This window comes from Caloramator sp. Dgby_cultured_2 (genome assembly GCF_028872215.1).
GTDB classification, from domain to species: domain Bacteria; phylum Bacillota; class Clostridia; order Clostridiales; family Caloramatoraceae; genus Caloramator; species Caloramator australicus.
On the sequence record NZ_CP118396.1, the window covers coordinates 2,374,333 to 2,388,007 of the forward strand.

At 30.8% G+C, this 13,675-nt stretch carries 21 protein-coding genes and 4 pseudogenes; 21 read left to right on the plus strand and 4 right to left on the minus strand.

Going from position 1 to position 13,675, the window contains the following annotated elements; genetic code table 11:
- Nucleotides 1-196: 196 nt before the first annotated feature.
- Together PWK10_RS16595 and PWK10_RS16600 are read left to right on the plus strand one after the other, a co-directional pair.
- Nucleotides 197-343 carry a hypothetical protein gene (locus PWK10_RS16595; RefSeq protein ID WP_274766808.1) on the plus strand — a complete coding sequence of 49 codons (147 nt, stop codon included), beginning with the start codon at nucleotides 197-199 and terminating at the stop codon, nucleotides 341-343.
- A 24-nt stretch (nucleotides 344-367) separates the two neighbouring features.
- Nucleotides 368-1,740, plus strand: a pseudogene (locus PWK10_RS16600) (DNA recombination protein RmuC).
- Nucleotides 1,741-1,794: 54 nt separating this feature from the next.
- On the opposite strand, the gene PWK10_RS16605 reads toward PWK10_RS16600, so the two are convergent.
- Complete coding sequence (locus tag PWK10_RS16605; protein ID WP_274766809.1) at nucleotides 1,795-3,111, minus strand: YjiH family protein; 1,317 nt, start codon at nucleotides 3,109-3,111, stop codon at nucleotides 1,795-1,797.
- 134 nt (nucleotides 3,112-3,245) lie between these two features.
- Between PWK10_RS16605 and PWK10_RS16610 the strand changes: the two genes are divergently transcribed.
- The 11 genes and pseudogenes from PWK10_RS16610 (at nucleotide 3,246) to PWK10_RS16655 (ending at nucleotide 7,073) form a co-directional block, all read left to right on the plus strand.
- The gene (locus tag PWK10_RS16610; protein WP_274766810.1) at nucleotides 3,246-3,464 is read left to right on the plus strand and encodes an EamA family transporter; all 219 of its coding nucleotides are present in this window, start codon (nucleotides 3,246-3,248) and stop codon (nucleotides 3,462-3,464) included.
- Nucleotides 3,448-3,807, plus strand: coding sequence for a DMT family transporter (locus PWK10_RS16615; protein ID WP_274766811.1), 360 nt, complete (start codon nucleotides 3,448-3,450; stop codon nucleotides 3,805-3,807). The genes PWK10_RS16610 and PWK10_RS16615 overlap by 17 nt, the downstream gene beginning before the upstream one ends.
- Nucleotides 3,808-4,006: 199 nt before the next feature.
- Nucleotides 4,007-4,123: a hypothetical protein gene (locus PWK10_RS20195; RefSeq protein ID WP_446715396.1), complete on the plus strand. Its 117-nt coding sequence runs from the start codon at nucleotides 4,007-4,009 to the stop codon at nucleotides 4,121-4,123.
- 176 nt (nucleotides 4,124-4,299) lie between these two features.
- A pseudogene (locus tag PWK10_RS16620) lies at nucleotides 4,300-4,805 on the plus strand (TraX family protein).
- 4 nt (nucleotides 4,806-4,809) lie between these two features.
- Entirely contained in the window at nucleotides 4,810-5,082 is a 273-nt protein-coding gene (locus PWK10_RS16625; protein WP_274766812.1) for a nucleotidyltransferase domain-containing protein, read from the plus strand.
- Nucleotides 5,083-5,100: 18 nt separating this feature from the next.
- The gene (locus tag PWK10_RS16630) at nucleotides 5,101-5,382 is read left to right on the plus strand and encodes an HI0074 family nucleotidyltransferase substrate-binding subunit (protein WP_274766814.1); all 282 of its coding nucleotides are present in this window, start codon (nucleotides 5,101-5,103) and stop codon (nucleotides 5,380-5,382) included.
- A 44-nt stretch (nucleotides 5,383-5,426) separates the two neighbouring features.
- Entirely contained in the window at nucleotides 5,427-5,585 is a 159-nt protein-coding gene (locus PWK10_RS16635; protein WP_274766815.1) for a hypothetical protein, read from the plus strand.
- A gap of 73 nt (nucleotides 5,586-5,658) precedes the next feature.
- On the plus strand, nucleotides 5,659-5,901 hold the full coding sequence (locus tag PWK10_RS16640) for a hypothetical protein (protein ID WP_274766816.1): 243 nt from the start codon (nucleotides 5,659-5,661) through the stop codon (nucleotides 5,899-5,901).
- 113 nt (nucleotides 5,902-6,014) lie between these two features.
- The gene (locus PWK10_RS16645; RefSeq protein WP_008907753.1) at nucleotides 6,015-6,239 is read left to right on the plus strand and encodes a DUF1659 domain-containing protein; all 225 of its coding nucleotides are present in this window, start codon (nucleotides 6,015-6,017) and stop codon (nucleotides 6,237-6,239) included.
- Between the two features lie 42 nt (nucleotides 6,240-6,281).
- A complete protein-coding gene (locus PWK10_RS16650; protein WP_274766817.1) occupies nucleotides 6,282-6,437 on the plus strand; it encodes a DUF2922 domain-containing protein in 156 nt (51 codons plus the stop codon).
- Between the two features lie 288 nt (nucleotides 6,438-6,725).
- Entirely contained in the window at nucleotides 6,726-7,073 is a 348-nt protein-coding gene (locus PWK10_RS16655; RefSeq protein WP_274766818.1) for a hypothetical protein, read from the plus strand.
- A gap of 383 nt (nucleotides 7,074-7,456) precedes the next feature.
- On the opposite strand, the gene PWK10_RS16660 is transcribed toward PWK10_RS16655, so the two are convergent.
- The 3 genes from PWK10_RS16660 to PWK10_RS16670 all read right to left on the minus strand — a co-directional run bounded on the left by PWK10_RS16660 (nucleotide 7,457) and on the right by PWK10_RS16670 (nucleotide 8,545).
- On the minus strand, nucleotides 7,457-7,678 hold the full coding sequence (locus PWK10_RS16660) for a hypothetical protein (RefSeq protein ID WP_274766819.1): 222 nt from the start codon (nucleotides 7,676-7,678) through the stop codon (nucleotides 7,457-7,459).
- 418 nt (nucleotides 7,679-8,096) lie between these two features.
- Complete coding sequence (locus tag PWK10_RS16665) at nucleotides 8,097-8,405, minus strand: SLC13 family permease (RefSeq protein WP_274766820.1); 309 nt, start codon at nucleotides 8,403-8,405, stop codon at nucleotides 8,097-8,099.
- The gene (locus PWK10_RS16670) at nucleotides 8,405-8,545 is read right to left on the minus strand and encodes a hypothetical protein (RefSeq protein WP_274766821.1); all 141 of its coding nucleotides are present in this window, start codon (nucleotides 8,543-8,545) and stop codon (nucleotides 8,405-8,407) included. Before PWK10_RS16670 ends, PWK10_RS16665 begins: the two co-directional genes overlap by 1 nt.
- 213 nt (nucleotides 8,546-8,758) lie before the next feature.
- Here PWK10_RS16670 and tnpB point away from each other — a divergent pair.
- From tnpB to PWK10_RS16715, 8 genes and pseudogenes are all read left to right on the plus strand, one after another.
- Nucleotides 8,759-9,859, plus strand: a pseudogene (gene tnpB / locus PWK10_RS19045) (IS200/IS605 family element RNA-guided endonuclease TnpB).
- 237 nt (nucleotides 9,860-10,096) lie between these two features.
- Entirely contained in the window at nucleotides 10,097-10,240 is a 144-nt protein-coding gene (locus PWK10_RS20200) for a helix-turn-helix domain-containing protein (protein WP_446715397.1), read from the plus strand.
- A gap of 20 nt (nucleotides 10,241-10,260) precedes the next feature.
- Nucleotides 10,261-10,668 carry a hypothetical protein gene (locus tag PWK10_RS16690; RefSeq protein ID WP_274766824.1) on the plus strand — a complete coding sequence of 136 codons (408 nt, stop codon included), beginning with the start codon at nucleotides 10,261-10,263 and terminating at the stop codon, nucleotides 10,666-10,668.
- Between the two features lie 33 nt (nucleotides 10,669-10,701).
- Complete coding sequence (locus PWK10_RS16695) at nucleotides 10,702-11,193, plus strand: HlyD family secretion protein (RefSeq protein ID WP_274766825.1); 492 nt, start codon at nucleotides 10,702-10,704, stop codon at nucleotides 11,191-11,193.
- On the plus strand, nucleotides 11,184-11,588 hold the full coding sequence (locus PWK10_RS16700) for an HlyD family secretion protein (protein WP_274766826.1): 405 nt from the start codon (nucleotides 11,184-11,186) through the stop codon (nucleotides 11,586-11,588). Before PWK10_RS16695 ends, PWK10_RS16700 begins: the two co-directional genes overlap by 10 nt.
- Nucleotides 11,585-11,764, plus strand: a complete 180-nt coding sequence (locus tag PWK10_RS16705; RefSeq protein WP_274766827.1) for a hypothetical protein — start codon at nucleotides 11,585-11,587, stop codon at nucleotides 11,762-11,764. The genes PWK10_RS16700 and PWK10_RS16705 overlap by 4 nt, the downstream gene beginning before the upstream one ends.
- 10 nt (nucleotides 11,765-11,774) lie before the next feature.
- Nucleotides 11,775-12,610 (plus strand): annotated as a pseudogene (locus PWK10_RS16710) (ABC transporter ATP-binding protein).
- A gap of 32 nt (nucleotides 12,611-12,642) precedes the next feature.
- Entirely contained in the window at nucleotides 12,643-13,548 is a 906-nt protein-coding gene (locus PWK10_RS16715; RefSeq protein WP_274766828.1) for an ABC transporter permease, read from the plus strand.
- The last annotated feature ends 127 nt before the right edge of the window (nucleotides 13,549-13,675 follow it).

A 13,675-nucleotide genomic window follows, 5' to 3' on the forward strand; every position in this document is an offset into this window, starting at 1 on the left:
AAGAAGGGATTCTTTTGGCAGAATGTGATATATTTGAAGCAAGTAGGAAGATAGCAGAGGAACACAATAAGATAAGAAATATTATCTATAGCGAGAATGAAAATTTAAAAAAGATTTAGATGAGATTTTAAAGTATGTTGAGGAAATTGATTTAAATTATATAACGAATTATACTTCAAATAAACAATTTACAGCAATGGCTTTAGATAAGAGAATAAAAGCTATCGATACAGAAATTTCAAAATTAAATTCTATAATATTAAAACTAAATAATTTAACAATGATTTTAGAAGAGCACATTGAGAAGATAAATACATTAATAGAAGAATATTCAATAAAATAATTTCCGCCGATTTAGGCGGAATTTTTGTATAAAAGAAGGATTTGTTACAAATATGTAGAATTTTTAATTGGGGGTGGTTTTGTGCAAACTTTAATGGTAGTTTTATTATCTTTAATTTTGCTAATTCAAATTATTGCTTTTTTAAAAAGGGTAGCACAAATATAGATCTTAATCAGTTTAAAGTAATGTTTGATAATCTTCAAAACAAATTAGAAGGAACGTTTAGGGATGAGATGAGCAAGAATAGGGAGGAAAATAATAAATTATCCTTCCAAAACAGGCAGGAGATGTCTCAAAACATCAAAAATATGTCGGATACAATAAATCAGCAGATAAATAGCATTTCAAACCTTCAAAAGGACCAATTGAATTTAGTTGTTAAGCAGCTTTTAGAGCTTTTAAAGACAAATTCAGAGGGTCTTGAAAGGATAAGACAATCGGTTGAGAATAAGCTTCAGCAAATACAAGAGGACAATAACAAAAAGCTAGAAGAAATGAGGGCGACGGTCGATGAAAAACTTCACAATACATTGGAAAGAAGACTTGGGGAGTCCTTTAAAAACATAAGCGAAAGGTTAGAAGCCCTTTATAAGCAGCTTGGGGAGATGCAGAGCTTAAACAGCGGTATAAACGATTTAAAAAGAGCCCTTACAAATGTTAAAACAAGGGGTATATGGGGTGAAATACAGCTTGCCAATATAATTGAGGAGATTTTTACAAGGGATCAGTATGATGTTAATGTTGCAACTAAAAGGGAAGCAGGGATGTAGTTGAATTTGCCATTAAGCTTCCTTCAAAGGATGATACTAAAAAGTATATTTATCTTCCAATAGATGCAAAATTTCCGCAGGAGGATTATCAAAGGCTTTTAGATGCTCAGGATTTAGGGGATAAGGAAGCCGTTGATGCTGCAAGAAAACAGCTTGAGACAAGGATAAAGGGGAGGCAAAGTCTATATTCGAAAAATACATAGATCCACCTAACACAACGGATTTTGCTATTATGTTTCTTCCAACCGAAAGCTTATTTGCGGAGGTTGTAAGAAATACGGGGCTTATAGAAACACTTCAAAGGGAATATAAGGTTATAATAACAGGACCAACTACTATAACTGCCCTTTTAAATAGCCTCCAAATGGGCTTTAGAACCCTTGCAATAGAAAAAGGTCCAGCGAAGTTTGGCAAATATTAGGGGCAATAAAAACTGAGTTTGGTAAGTTTGCAGAAATACTTGAAAAAACCCAAAAGAAGCTTCAAGAGGCAAGTAATAGCATAGAAAACGCAACCAAAAAGACAAGGACAATAGAAAGAAAATTAAAGAAGGTGGAGGAGTTACCAATTGAAGAAAGTCAAAAGTTAATTGAAATTGATTTGGAAGATGAAGAGGAAACGGCATAAATAAAAGCACTTTATAGGATATTTATAATCATCCTATAAAGTGCTTTTATCTTTCTAAAAAATAATAAATGCAATTGGTGAAACTATTATTAAGGTCAAAACAGTTCTTTCAAACCAAATCACGAGTATTTCAGGTATTGTAATTGGTATTTCGGTTGATAAAATGCATGGTATTGAAGCCGAGAAGAATAAAATTGCTGATATTGAAACAACGCCAATTATGAATTTTGTTATTAGTGGTGCATTAGCAGCTAACAAAGCTGGTAAGAACATTTCTGCGATTTCGACGCTGCAGGCCTTTGCTGCAAGCATAGGCTCTGGAATTCTAAGTAGTAATGTAAATGGGTAGAAAATATAACCTAGTATATCAAAAACAGGTGTATATTTAGCAAGCACAAGTCCAATAAGGCCGATCGACATTATAGTAGGTAAAATATTTAAAGTCATTCTAAAACCATCTCTTAAATTGATATAAATATTTTCAAAAATTCCAGGTGCATTTGATGCAGCTTTTATAGCTTCGTCAAAAGCATTTTTTAATAAATTATTCTTATAATCTGGCTCAGGATCTCCTTTCCCATTTATATAGCTATCATCCTTATTCTTAAGCGGATAAAGCCTTGCAGTTATTGCCGTAACTATAAAAGTTACAACTAACGTAATCCAGAAAAATTTATTCCAATGTTCCATAAGTCCTAATGTTTTTGCAACTATAATCATAAAAGTTGTTGATACTGTCGAAAATCCAGTAGCAATAATTGCTGCTTCTTTTATAGTATATTTTCCTTCCTTAAATACCTTGTTTGTTATTAGAAGTGCTATAGAATAACTACCAACAAAAGAAGCAACGGCATCTACTGCTGATCTTCCTGGTGTTTTCCATATAGGGCGCATAATTGGTCTCATTATAACTCCTACAAATTCTAAAAGACCATATCCAACAAGGAAAGCCAAGAAAACAGATCCGATTGGGACAATAATACCAACTGGTATTACAAGTTTGTTGTATAAGAATGGTCCCATGTCAGCTTCAAATAACCATTTTGGTCCAACTTTAATATAAATGAGCAAACCTACAATAAAACCTATAACTTTTAAAATTGAAAAAGTTAAGGTTAGCTTATCTTTGTTCCATGTCTTACGATAAAATGGCATTAATGCACCTAAGAAAAGAACAATTAAAGCATAGAAAGAGGCAAGAGCTGGTAAATTGTTTCTGATGTAAGTTACTATGTGGTCAAGAGGTATGGTTGTGCTTTTGTTAATTGTAATACTAACAAAAAACATGAAGATACCAATAAAGCTGAAGATTAGAAATTTTAATAGGGACGTTGTTCTGTTTTCTGTTTTGAGATTAATGTTGCTTTGCATAATACCCCTCCCATTTATTAACTATATTATTATAATATTACATCAAGAGCGTCTAAATTTCGTCTAATTTTATTATATAGATAATATTTAGTTGTTAAGTTATAATTTTATTAGAGTTTTATGACGGGTGGGGGATGAAGCGTGAAAAAGTAATTTTAAGCATTTTATTTTCGGCCTTTGTTTTTAGTAGTATTGAGGTTTCAGGAAAATTAATTTCTGGACAGCTTAATGCCTTTCAAGTAACCTTTGTAAGGTTTTTGATAGGTGCTTTATTACTTTTTCCTTTTGCCATAAGGGATATTAAAAGGAAAAAATTAGTTTTAAAAAAGACGATTTTTGTTTCTGTTGCTTGAGGGATCCCTTTGTATTCCTATATCAATGGCTCTTTTGCAGCTTTCGGTTTATTTTACTAAGGCGTCAACTGCAGCCGTCATGATGAGCACAAACCCTATTTTTATGGTTATTTTTTCATATTTTATATTGGGAGAAAGGATAAACAAAAGAACAATAGGTGCTATAATAATAAGCTTTATTGGGGTTTTATTTATATTTAATCCCCTTAAAATTAGCTATGATATTAAAGGAATGCTTATTGCACTTTTAGCAGCAGTAACCTTTTCTTTATACAGCGTCCTTAGTAAGAAAAGAATATCCATATACGGTGGATATATATTCAATTTTTTAGCTTTATACTAGGGGATATAGTTTTACTTATTTTACTTCTTATGTTTAAAGTTCCAATACTTCAAGGCATAAATTCAAAGAACATCTTAGTTTTAATTTACATGGGGATATTTATAACAGGATTAGGATATATATTCTACCTTTATGCCATTCAAAAACTAGTGCTGCGATATCATCCTTTGTATTCTTTATCAAACCAGCCCTTGCCCCTATTCTTTCTGTTCTTATGCTTGGTGAAAAAATATCGTTTAATGTTTTATTGGGGATAATGTTTATAATTTTAGGAACGGTTTTTGCCTTTGGGGATAAATTGAGAATTAAAAATTAATTTGAGGGGATCCTTTATGAATGCTACCTTTTTAAAGATTTTAGCCATAATTTTTATGCTCATTGACCATATTGGTGCTTTTTGTTTCCGAATGTTTTAATTTTTAGACTTATAGGAAGACTTGCTTTTCCCATATTTGCCTTTTTATTGCCGAAGGATATAAGAAAACTAGTGATTTGACATCGTATTTTGGCAGGCTGTTTGCTTTTGCTTTAATATCACAACTTCCCTTTTCAATGGCAACGGGGAGTAAAACATACCTTAATATTTTCTTTACCCTTGCATTAGGACTATATGCAATTTATATTTATGATAAAAGGAATGATTTGAGGTTAGTATATTTAATAGCTGTTCTTGCTCAATATGCAAATACCGATTATGGCTTTTTGGGGTTATGCTTATTTTTATTTTCCATAAATATAGGGATAACTTTAAAGAGATTGTTAAATGGTTTTTTATATTAACAATAGCTTTTCAAGTTATGATAGATGTTAATTTAGCTTCATTAGGGTTTAAAGAAATGATTGCCCATGCAGGATTTTATCAATTCTTATGGATGGGCTCATTAGTATTTTTAAAACAATATAATGGAGAAAAGGGAAGAGGGCTTAAATATTTATTCTACCTATTCTATCCCTTCCATCTTGCTATAATTGCGATTATAAGAAACTACTTGAGGTGAAAATATGAATGAATTTGGAATTTCAAATGAATTATTCAATGATATAATAGGAATACTCAGTAAAAGAGATAGTATTAAGTTGGCGATGATTTTTGGTTCAAGAGCTAGGGGAGATTATAAGAATAATTCTGATATTGATATCTGTGTTTTTGGTGATATTACACCGATTGAATTCAACTTAATTATTGATGAATTGAAGGAACTCAATACTCCTTTGGATTTTGATGTTGTTAATTTTGAAAAAATTAAGAAGGAGGAATTGAAAAAAATATATTAAAAGATGGAGTGATGATTTATGAAAGAAAGAATAATACACAAATATGAGGATTATAAAAATGCTCTTAATAGACTTATTGAGGCTTTAAATTTTGAAGAAGTAAAAGACATTATAATCGATGGAATTATACAAAGATTTGAGTTTACATTTGAATTGAGCTGGAAATTGATGAAGGAATTTTTAGAACATGAAGGAATTGAGGCTAACAGCCCAAGGAGTGTTATAAGAGAGGCTTTTAAAACAGGACTTGTTGATAATAATGTATATGTTAATATAATATCTAGAAAACAACAAGAGTAAATTTAAATAGAACAAATATAATGAATAATTTTGGAGGTATGAATATGGAATATAATCCAATATATAATTTATATATTTTAATCATATCATTTACTATATATTTTACAGGGAAAAAGGCAATTAACGATATATTAAAGGACAAGCAAGAATTAAAACTTTTAATAAAAGAAGCTATTAAGGAAGGAATGAAAGAAATATATTGACGATATCTAAATACTAAATAAGATAAGTTAAATTTTTAGATGATTAAGTAATAAAACTGGGAGGATTATTTTTATGAATAAAATTATAAAAGGATTAATAAGTGTATTCGAAGCATTATTATATAACTTTCCAGGATTTGTTATAATGGTAATAACATTTTATATTATTTTTAAATTATCAGTAAAAAATGCAATAAAAGAAACGATAAAAGAAATAGTCAAAGAAATTAGGAATGAGAATATAGAAGAGACAATAAAAGAAACGATAAAAGAGACAATAAAGGAAATAAAAAGCGATAATGGGGAGTTTAAATAATTTTGTATAAATAAATTAACACTTCTTTCTTTAAAGAATAGGGACGGTTCTTAATTTTTGATTGTATAAAAATTAAGAACCGTCCCTATTTATTTGTTAAGGAGGTGAGAGAGATGGCAGTTACAGCAGTAAAGGTTACTTCAAATGTTGTTTTTAGGGTAAAGCTTGGGGTTGACCAAAACGGCAATGACATCGAAAGGGCTGTAACACTAAGAAGGGTAAAACCAACTGCAGCTGATCAGGACGTTTTTGATGTTGTTGCAGCCATTGAAACATTACTTGAAGGACCAATTCAAAATGTTGTAAGACAAGACGTATCACAGCTTATTAATGCTTAATGGGGATGGCCTTTTTAATGCTTAAAGAAGGGAGGGATTTTGATGAAGACTTTACAGATGGTTTTTCAAAATACAGCAGGTAGGAATGTTTCAATAAACATCCCTTATGTTAAGGATGGAATAACGACAGAGGAAATAAGAAATTTAATGCAGCTCATATTAGCAAAAACATATTTGATTCAACAGGCGGAAATTTAGTTTCGATAATGGGGGCAAGCGTGATTTCAAGGGATGTTACTGATTATGCCGTAAGATAAGGGTGATAATATGGATGGTATTTTAAACCAGATAGCCAATTTAGGCTTTTTAATACTTTTTACAATTTACTTCCTTATAAGGATTGAATATAAATCAGAGAAATTACAGGATAAAAGAGAACTATTGAAGACAATTAAAAGATTTAAAATTAATAAATTAAATAAAAGATAGGTGAAAATTAAACTCATCTTTTGTCTAAGACTAAAATATTAAAAAGGAGGCGTTGGAATGCCTAAAATAGGAGATATAACTGCGCTTAAAGGTTCAATAACAGCACAACAAGCATCTGAAGCAATTTATAGAATAGATGAAGCATTAAAGATGATTAACACCCCTTCAGTAGTTAATAATGTTTTTGGATTTTTGACGAGTTTTTATAACGATCCTGTATCACCGGTATTGAGTTTAGGAAGTGCTATATTAAGTTTTGGAATGTCAGCAGTAATATCAGATCTCAATACACAAAGAAATTTCTATGTAAGTATATTACAAATGTATGCAGACAATCTTAATCTAATAGGAATACAGATTAAACAAAGGTATATCTATAGAAAATGTTTAGATGAATTCGGATGATATTTATATGGAACTCCAGAAATCATTGCGTTCCACTATCCTGGTGGATGGGAATACGTATAACAAAGCAAAGAGCAGAGATATTATTGAAAAACTAAAATATAGTATAGAACTAATATAACTTGTAAATAATTCTAAATAAATTAAAAACATCCTTCTGGGTAATAGTAATAGTTAAATATACCACCAGAATAAAGTTTTTTAATGTTATGTAAAAAATAAGAAATATATAGATTTATAAAAGAAAATAATCTTAAAATTGTTTTTGACATTTACAATATACTAAACGAACTTTTAAAGAAATTAGAACTTTTAAAAAAGTTTGATCAAATAATGTTAAGCTTATAAAGGGAGCCAGAGCTATCTTAGCTCCCTTTAAATTATTAACCAAAAATAATTCCGAATATTATCAGTGCTGAAAAATTGTATAATGAGAATCTTATAAGGTATATTTTCTTTTGTGCTTTATAATTTTCAGTATAAAATTTATATGAAATTACGCTGGCAAGGGAGGCGATTAACGTTCCCATACCTCCTATATCAACTCCAAGAAGTAGTTCCTTATAATTGTTTGTAAATCCAGATAAGAAAATGGCACAGGGCACATTGCTTATAAATTGACTAAGAACTATTGAGGATATATACGTGGCTTTTGGTCTGTTTAAAACTTTACCTAATATATTTTTTATAATTTCAAAATGCGAAAGATTGCCTATGAATATAAAGAAGAAAACAAAGGTTAAAAGAAGGGCATAATCTACTTCTTTAAAAAGGGTTTTATCTAATACTAAAGTAATAAATATAGTTATAGTAAAGGCTATTTTGTAGTCTAAGTAGTTGAAAATTGAAAGAAGGATTAAAATAAAAAGTAGTATAAATATAAAGGTTCTCTTTTTATCCTTTATTTCAACTTCTTCAATATGAAAATCAATTTTTTGTTTGGGATTATAAAGTTAATTAAAATTAAAGATACAAGCCCTAAAAGGACAAAGGGAAGCATAATTTTTATAAATTCATAAAGATTTATATTATACTTAGAATACAAAAAAGATTTTGCGGATTTCCCATTGGTGTTAAGCTGCTTCCTATATTTGCGGCAAGTGTTTGAAAAATTATCACTTCAAGCGGATTTATGCTGGATTTTCTTGCGATGATCAGCGTCAATGGCACAAAGGTTATAAGGGCAACATCGTTCGTTACCAACGTGGAAAAGAAAAATGTTATAAGTATCAGCATTAAAGATACAATTCTTTCGTTGTTAAACCTATCTAAAATTTTTATAGATATCATTTCTAAAAGTTTTAGCTTTTCAAAGGCCTCCACAACTATCATTAAGTTAAAAGAGAAATCAAAACCTTAAAATCTATGTATTCTATTTTAGGAAGGCTAATAAATGAGGTTATTATGGCAAGTATAAAGGATATCAAAAGAACTATATCTTCCTTTGCTTTGTTTATAAACTGATTTATCAATTTTAATCCCCCTTGTAATATAATCCATAATGATTATATATTATATTATACCTTTTTCCAATATTGATTAAGAAAGCGTCCACACACTCGTGACTTTAGCCATGAGTAAGGACGCTCTAATAATAACATCTATTATTTGTGTATCATAACTTATATTAGTTAAAAGTTTGTTTTGTGTAACAACATATGTTACAATAACTATGAGGTGAAAGTATGGAAAAAACTTTTAAATTTAGGCTTTATCCTAATAAACAACAAATAGAGCTCATAAATAAAACCTTTGGTTGTGTTAGGTTTGTATATAACTACTACCTTGCTAAAAGAGAAGAAATATATAAAACTCAAGGTATAACATTTAATTATAAAGATTGCTCTGCTGATTTAACAAAACTAAAACAAATTAATATATGGCTAAAAGAAGCAGATAAGTTTGCACTTCAAAATTCGCTCAAAGACTTAGACAAAGCATTTAAGAATTTTTTGAAGGTAGAGCAAATTATCCAAAGTTTAAGTCAAAGAAATGTAAATACCAAAGCTATAGAACAACATTTACAAATAACAACATTGAAATTAAAGGAAACAAAATCAAACTACCTAAATTAGGCTGGGTAAAGTTTGTAAAATCAATGGAAGTAGAGGGTAAAATACTAAATGCAACTATAAGTAGAACTCCAACGGGGAAATATTTTGTTTCAATTTGTTGTAGTATAGAAAAAACTACAGAAAAGTCTAAAACTAACAAAGTAATCGGTATAGATTTAGGAGTAAAGCATTTTCTGATAGATAGTGAAGGCAACAAAATATCCAATCCTAAATATCTTATAAAGTTAGAAAAAGACTTATTAAGGAACAAAGGAAGCTTTCTAAAAAACAATTAGGTAGCAATAACTTTAAGAAACAAGCTAAGAAAGTAGCCAAAATACATGAGAAGATAAGAAACCAAAGGAAAGATTTTTGCAAAAGTTGTCCTCTAAAATTATAAACGAAAACCAAGTTATAATTTTGGAGGACTTAAAGGTTAAGAATATGTTAAGAAATAACAAACTATCAAAGTCCATATCAGATGTAGCATGGTCAAAATTTGTAAACATGCTTGAATATAAAGCATTATGGTATGGAAGAACAATAGTAAAAGTAGATATGTTTTATCCATCAAGTCAAATATGTAATGTATGTGGTTATAGAAATGAAGAAGTAAAAGACTTAAACGTAAGGGAGTGGGAATGTCCAATATGTAGGACAGTCCACGATAGAGATGTAAATGCAAGTAAAAATATATTAAAAGAAGGAAAGAGGATATTAGGCATAGCATAAGTAAAAACAGTAGGGTAGGGACTACCCGAATTAACGCCTGTGGAGATAGTAGGTTACGAGGTTGATGAAGCAGGAATCCTGCGACTTTAGTCGTGGGAGGTTCAATTTATGATATAAGAGTATTAACATATTAAGTGAGTGAATACTCACTTCTGGAGGTGATAATTTGACTGATAATAATATTAGGGAATTTGATGATGAAATTCCTGAAAAAAATTAAAAATACTTGAGGCTGCAATTAAGGTTTTTTCTGAGAAGGGATTTGAAGGAAGCAGGACAAGCGAAATAGCAAAAGAAGCCAATGTGGCGGAAGGGACAATATTTAAATATTTCAAAACAAAAAGGATATTCTGCTTAGTCTTCTTTTACCCCTTACGTTAAAATTCATAAAACCCTTTGCTATGAAATCAGCAGAGGAAATATTAAATAAAGGAAAAGATGAACCAGTTGATGAAGTTTTAAAAAATCTCTTGCTTGATAGATTGCATCTTGTTAAAAAGAATATGCCCCTTGTTAAAACGGTGGTTATAGAGTCCCTTTATCATGAAGAACTTTTAGTTCCCATTAAAGAAAAATTGGCCCCACAGGTTATAGAGCTTTTAGATGGGTATATAAATTACCATAAAGAAAAGGGAGACTTTAAAGATTATGATACGAGATTTATAACAAGAACAATAATGAGCATGCTTTTAGGATATGTGGTTTTATCTTCAGCTTTTCCTGAGTTTTTCTCTTTAGATGAGGAAGAAAAGGAAATAGAAAATATAGTTAACGTTTTGATAAATGGAATTAAAAATGGAGGGGTATGATATGAAAAAAGGATCATTCCAATAATTTTACTTTTGATTACTTTATCCTATTTTGGTTATAAAAAAGTTTTAAGCAAAACATCAAATGAAAACACATATTATGGAATTGTTGAGGCTGAAACTGTAAATGCATCTTTTGAAATTGCAGGAAGGATAAAGGAAATATTTGTTCAAGAAGGACAGGAAATTAAAGAAGGAGATAAATTAGCATCCCTTGATTCTAAGGAAGGTGAAATTAAATTCGAAATAGCAAACCTATCGAAAGAAGGTGCCTTGAACGAACTTGATAGAGTAAAGGAAGGAAGCAGAAGGGAAGAAATAGATATTCAAAAGGCTTTAGTTGAGCAGGCAAAATCCCAAGTAGAACAGGGACAGGCTCTTTTAAACCAAGCAAGAAACAATTTAAACATCGCTAAAATAAACTTAGATTATAAACGAAAAATATATGAAGATTATAAAGAATTATACGATAAAAATTCAATATCAAAGTTTGAACTTGATAATGCAAAAATCAATTGGATTTAGCCGAGAAAAATTATGTAAACGCTAAAGAACAGCTTAACTTTGCACAATCGCAGGTTGAATCTTTTAATGCTAATCTTAAAGCTCAGGAGGCAAAATTAAAGCTTTTAACAAGCGGTGCAACGGATAATATGATAAAGAGCGCAAGCATTGGTGCAGAGCAGGCAGAGAAAAATCTGGAGCTTTCTAAAATAAACATTGATAAATATACTTTAACATCTCCAATAGATGGAATAGTTGAAACTGTAAACTATAACAAAGGAGAATTCCTCCAAACTGGAAGCCCTATTGTTACAATACTTGATAAAAACAACATGTATGTAAAAATATTTGTTCCTGAAAAGGTTCTTCCCGATATTAAGCTTGGACAAAACGTTATTTTAAAAGCGACTTTATGAAGGATAAAAATATTAAAGGAGAAATAGTATATATCTCGCCTGAGGCTGAATTTACGCCCATGAATATCGTAACTAAAGAAGATAGAACAAAGCTTGTTTTTGCCGTTAAGGTTAAAATATTAGACCATTTAGATTCCGTAAAACCAGGTATGCTTTTGGATGTTTTACTAGATTGAAGGTGATGCTATGGAATACGCAATATCGGTTAAAAACCTTACAAAAAAGTTTGGCAATTTTACTGCAGTAGACAATCTTTCTTTTGATATACCAAAGGGAAAGATATTTGGTTTTTTAGGACCAAATGGTTCGGGAAAATCGACCACGATAAGGATGATCTGTGGCGTTATAACTCCAACATCAGGAAGCGGCAAGGTTCTTGGATATGATCTTATTAAGGAAGCGGAGAAGATAAAGCAAAATATAGGATACATGTCCCAAAAGTTTAGTTTGTATGAAGATTTAACTGTTGAGGAGAATCTTGATTTTTACGGCAGTATTTATCAAATTCCTAAAAGGGATTTAGAATTACGAAAAAAGAGCTAATAGAAATGGCTGGTTTAAAGGGAAAGGAAAATTCCCTTGCAGGGACACTGTCCGGTGGATGGAAGCAGAGGCTTGCACTTGGATGTGCTCTAATCCACAGACCTAATCTTCTAGTTCTTGATGAGCCTACAGCAGGGGTTGATCCTGTATCTAGAAGGGAGTTTTGGCATCTTGTAAGCAGATTAGTTAAAGAGGGAATAACCGCTCTTGTTACAACCCACTATATGGATGAAGCATCTATATGCGACATTATTGGATTTATTTATAACAGCAAACTTATAACTATTGATACGCCAGAGAATTTATACAAAACCCACGGCACAGAAAATCTTGAGGATATTTTTATTAAATACGTTAAAGAACTTTCAAACAAGGATGTTGTATCCTCCTTTAAGGAAATAAAGGCATCAAGAAATGGGGATGAAAAAATGAATTTTAAAAGGATGCTTACAATTACAAAAAAGAATTTATACATTTAAAAAGGGATAAGGCAAGCCTTGCAATAGCGATTATGATGCCTATAATGATGCTTATTTTGTTTGGATTTGCAGTAACATCCGATGTTAAAAACGTTAAACTTGTAGTATTCGATGGGGATAAAACAAAGGAAAGCAGGGCTTTAATTGAAAAGTTTGCAAACTCAAACTATTTTCAAGTAAGCGATATTGTAAATAACTACGATAAGGTGGAAGAATATATTGATAAAGGTGATGCAAAGGTTGGCCTTGCCATTCCTGATGGATTTGCAAGGGATGTAAGAAGGAAAGAGGCACCAAAGGTTCAAATACTCGTTGACGGTTCAGATCCTGCCATTGCAAGGACGGCAGCAGCCTACTCTATGATTATTGCCAACAACTATTCTTTGACTATTAGTGGAATAAAGTCAAGTCAGCCCTTTAAATTAGGCTTGATTGATGCAAGGGCAAGGGTTTTATATAATCCTATGCTGGAAAGTGCAAAGTTTAACGTTCCAGGAATAATTGGCCTTATACTTCAAAACATAACCGTTATTTTAACTGCCTTTGCGATGGTTCGTGAAAAGGAAAGGGGAACAATAGAACAGCTTATAATGACTCCGGTAACTTCCCTTGAGCTTATTTTAGGAAAGCTTATTCCGTATGTTTTAATAGGATTTTTGGACTTTTTATTTGTATTAGCTTTAGGCTATTTGATTTTTGATGTTGCAGTAAGGGGAAGCCTAATTCTTCTCATATTCTTTGGATTGGTATTTTTAATTAGTGCCCTTGCGATGGGAATGTTAATTTCAACTATAGCAAAAACTCAGCTTCAAGCTATGCAGGCAGCTTTTGCAATACTTTTGCCTTCGATATTGCTTTCGGGATTTATTTTTCCAAGGGAGTCCATGCCTAAAATAATTTATTATATTGGGAATTTGTTCCCAATAACATACTTTTAGAGATACTAAGGGGAATAATATTAAAAGGAATTGGCATTGACCTGCTTTATAAAAATATGTTATCATTATTTGCATTGACGTTTATAATAGTATTAATTACAATGCACAAGTTTAAAAAGACGCTGGA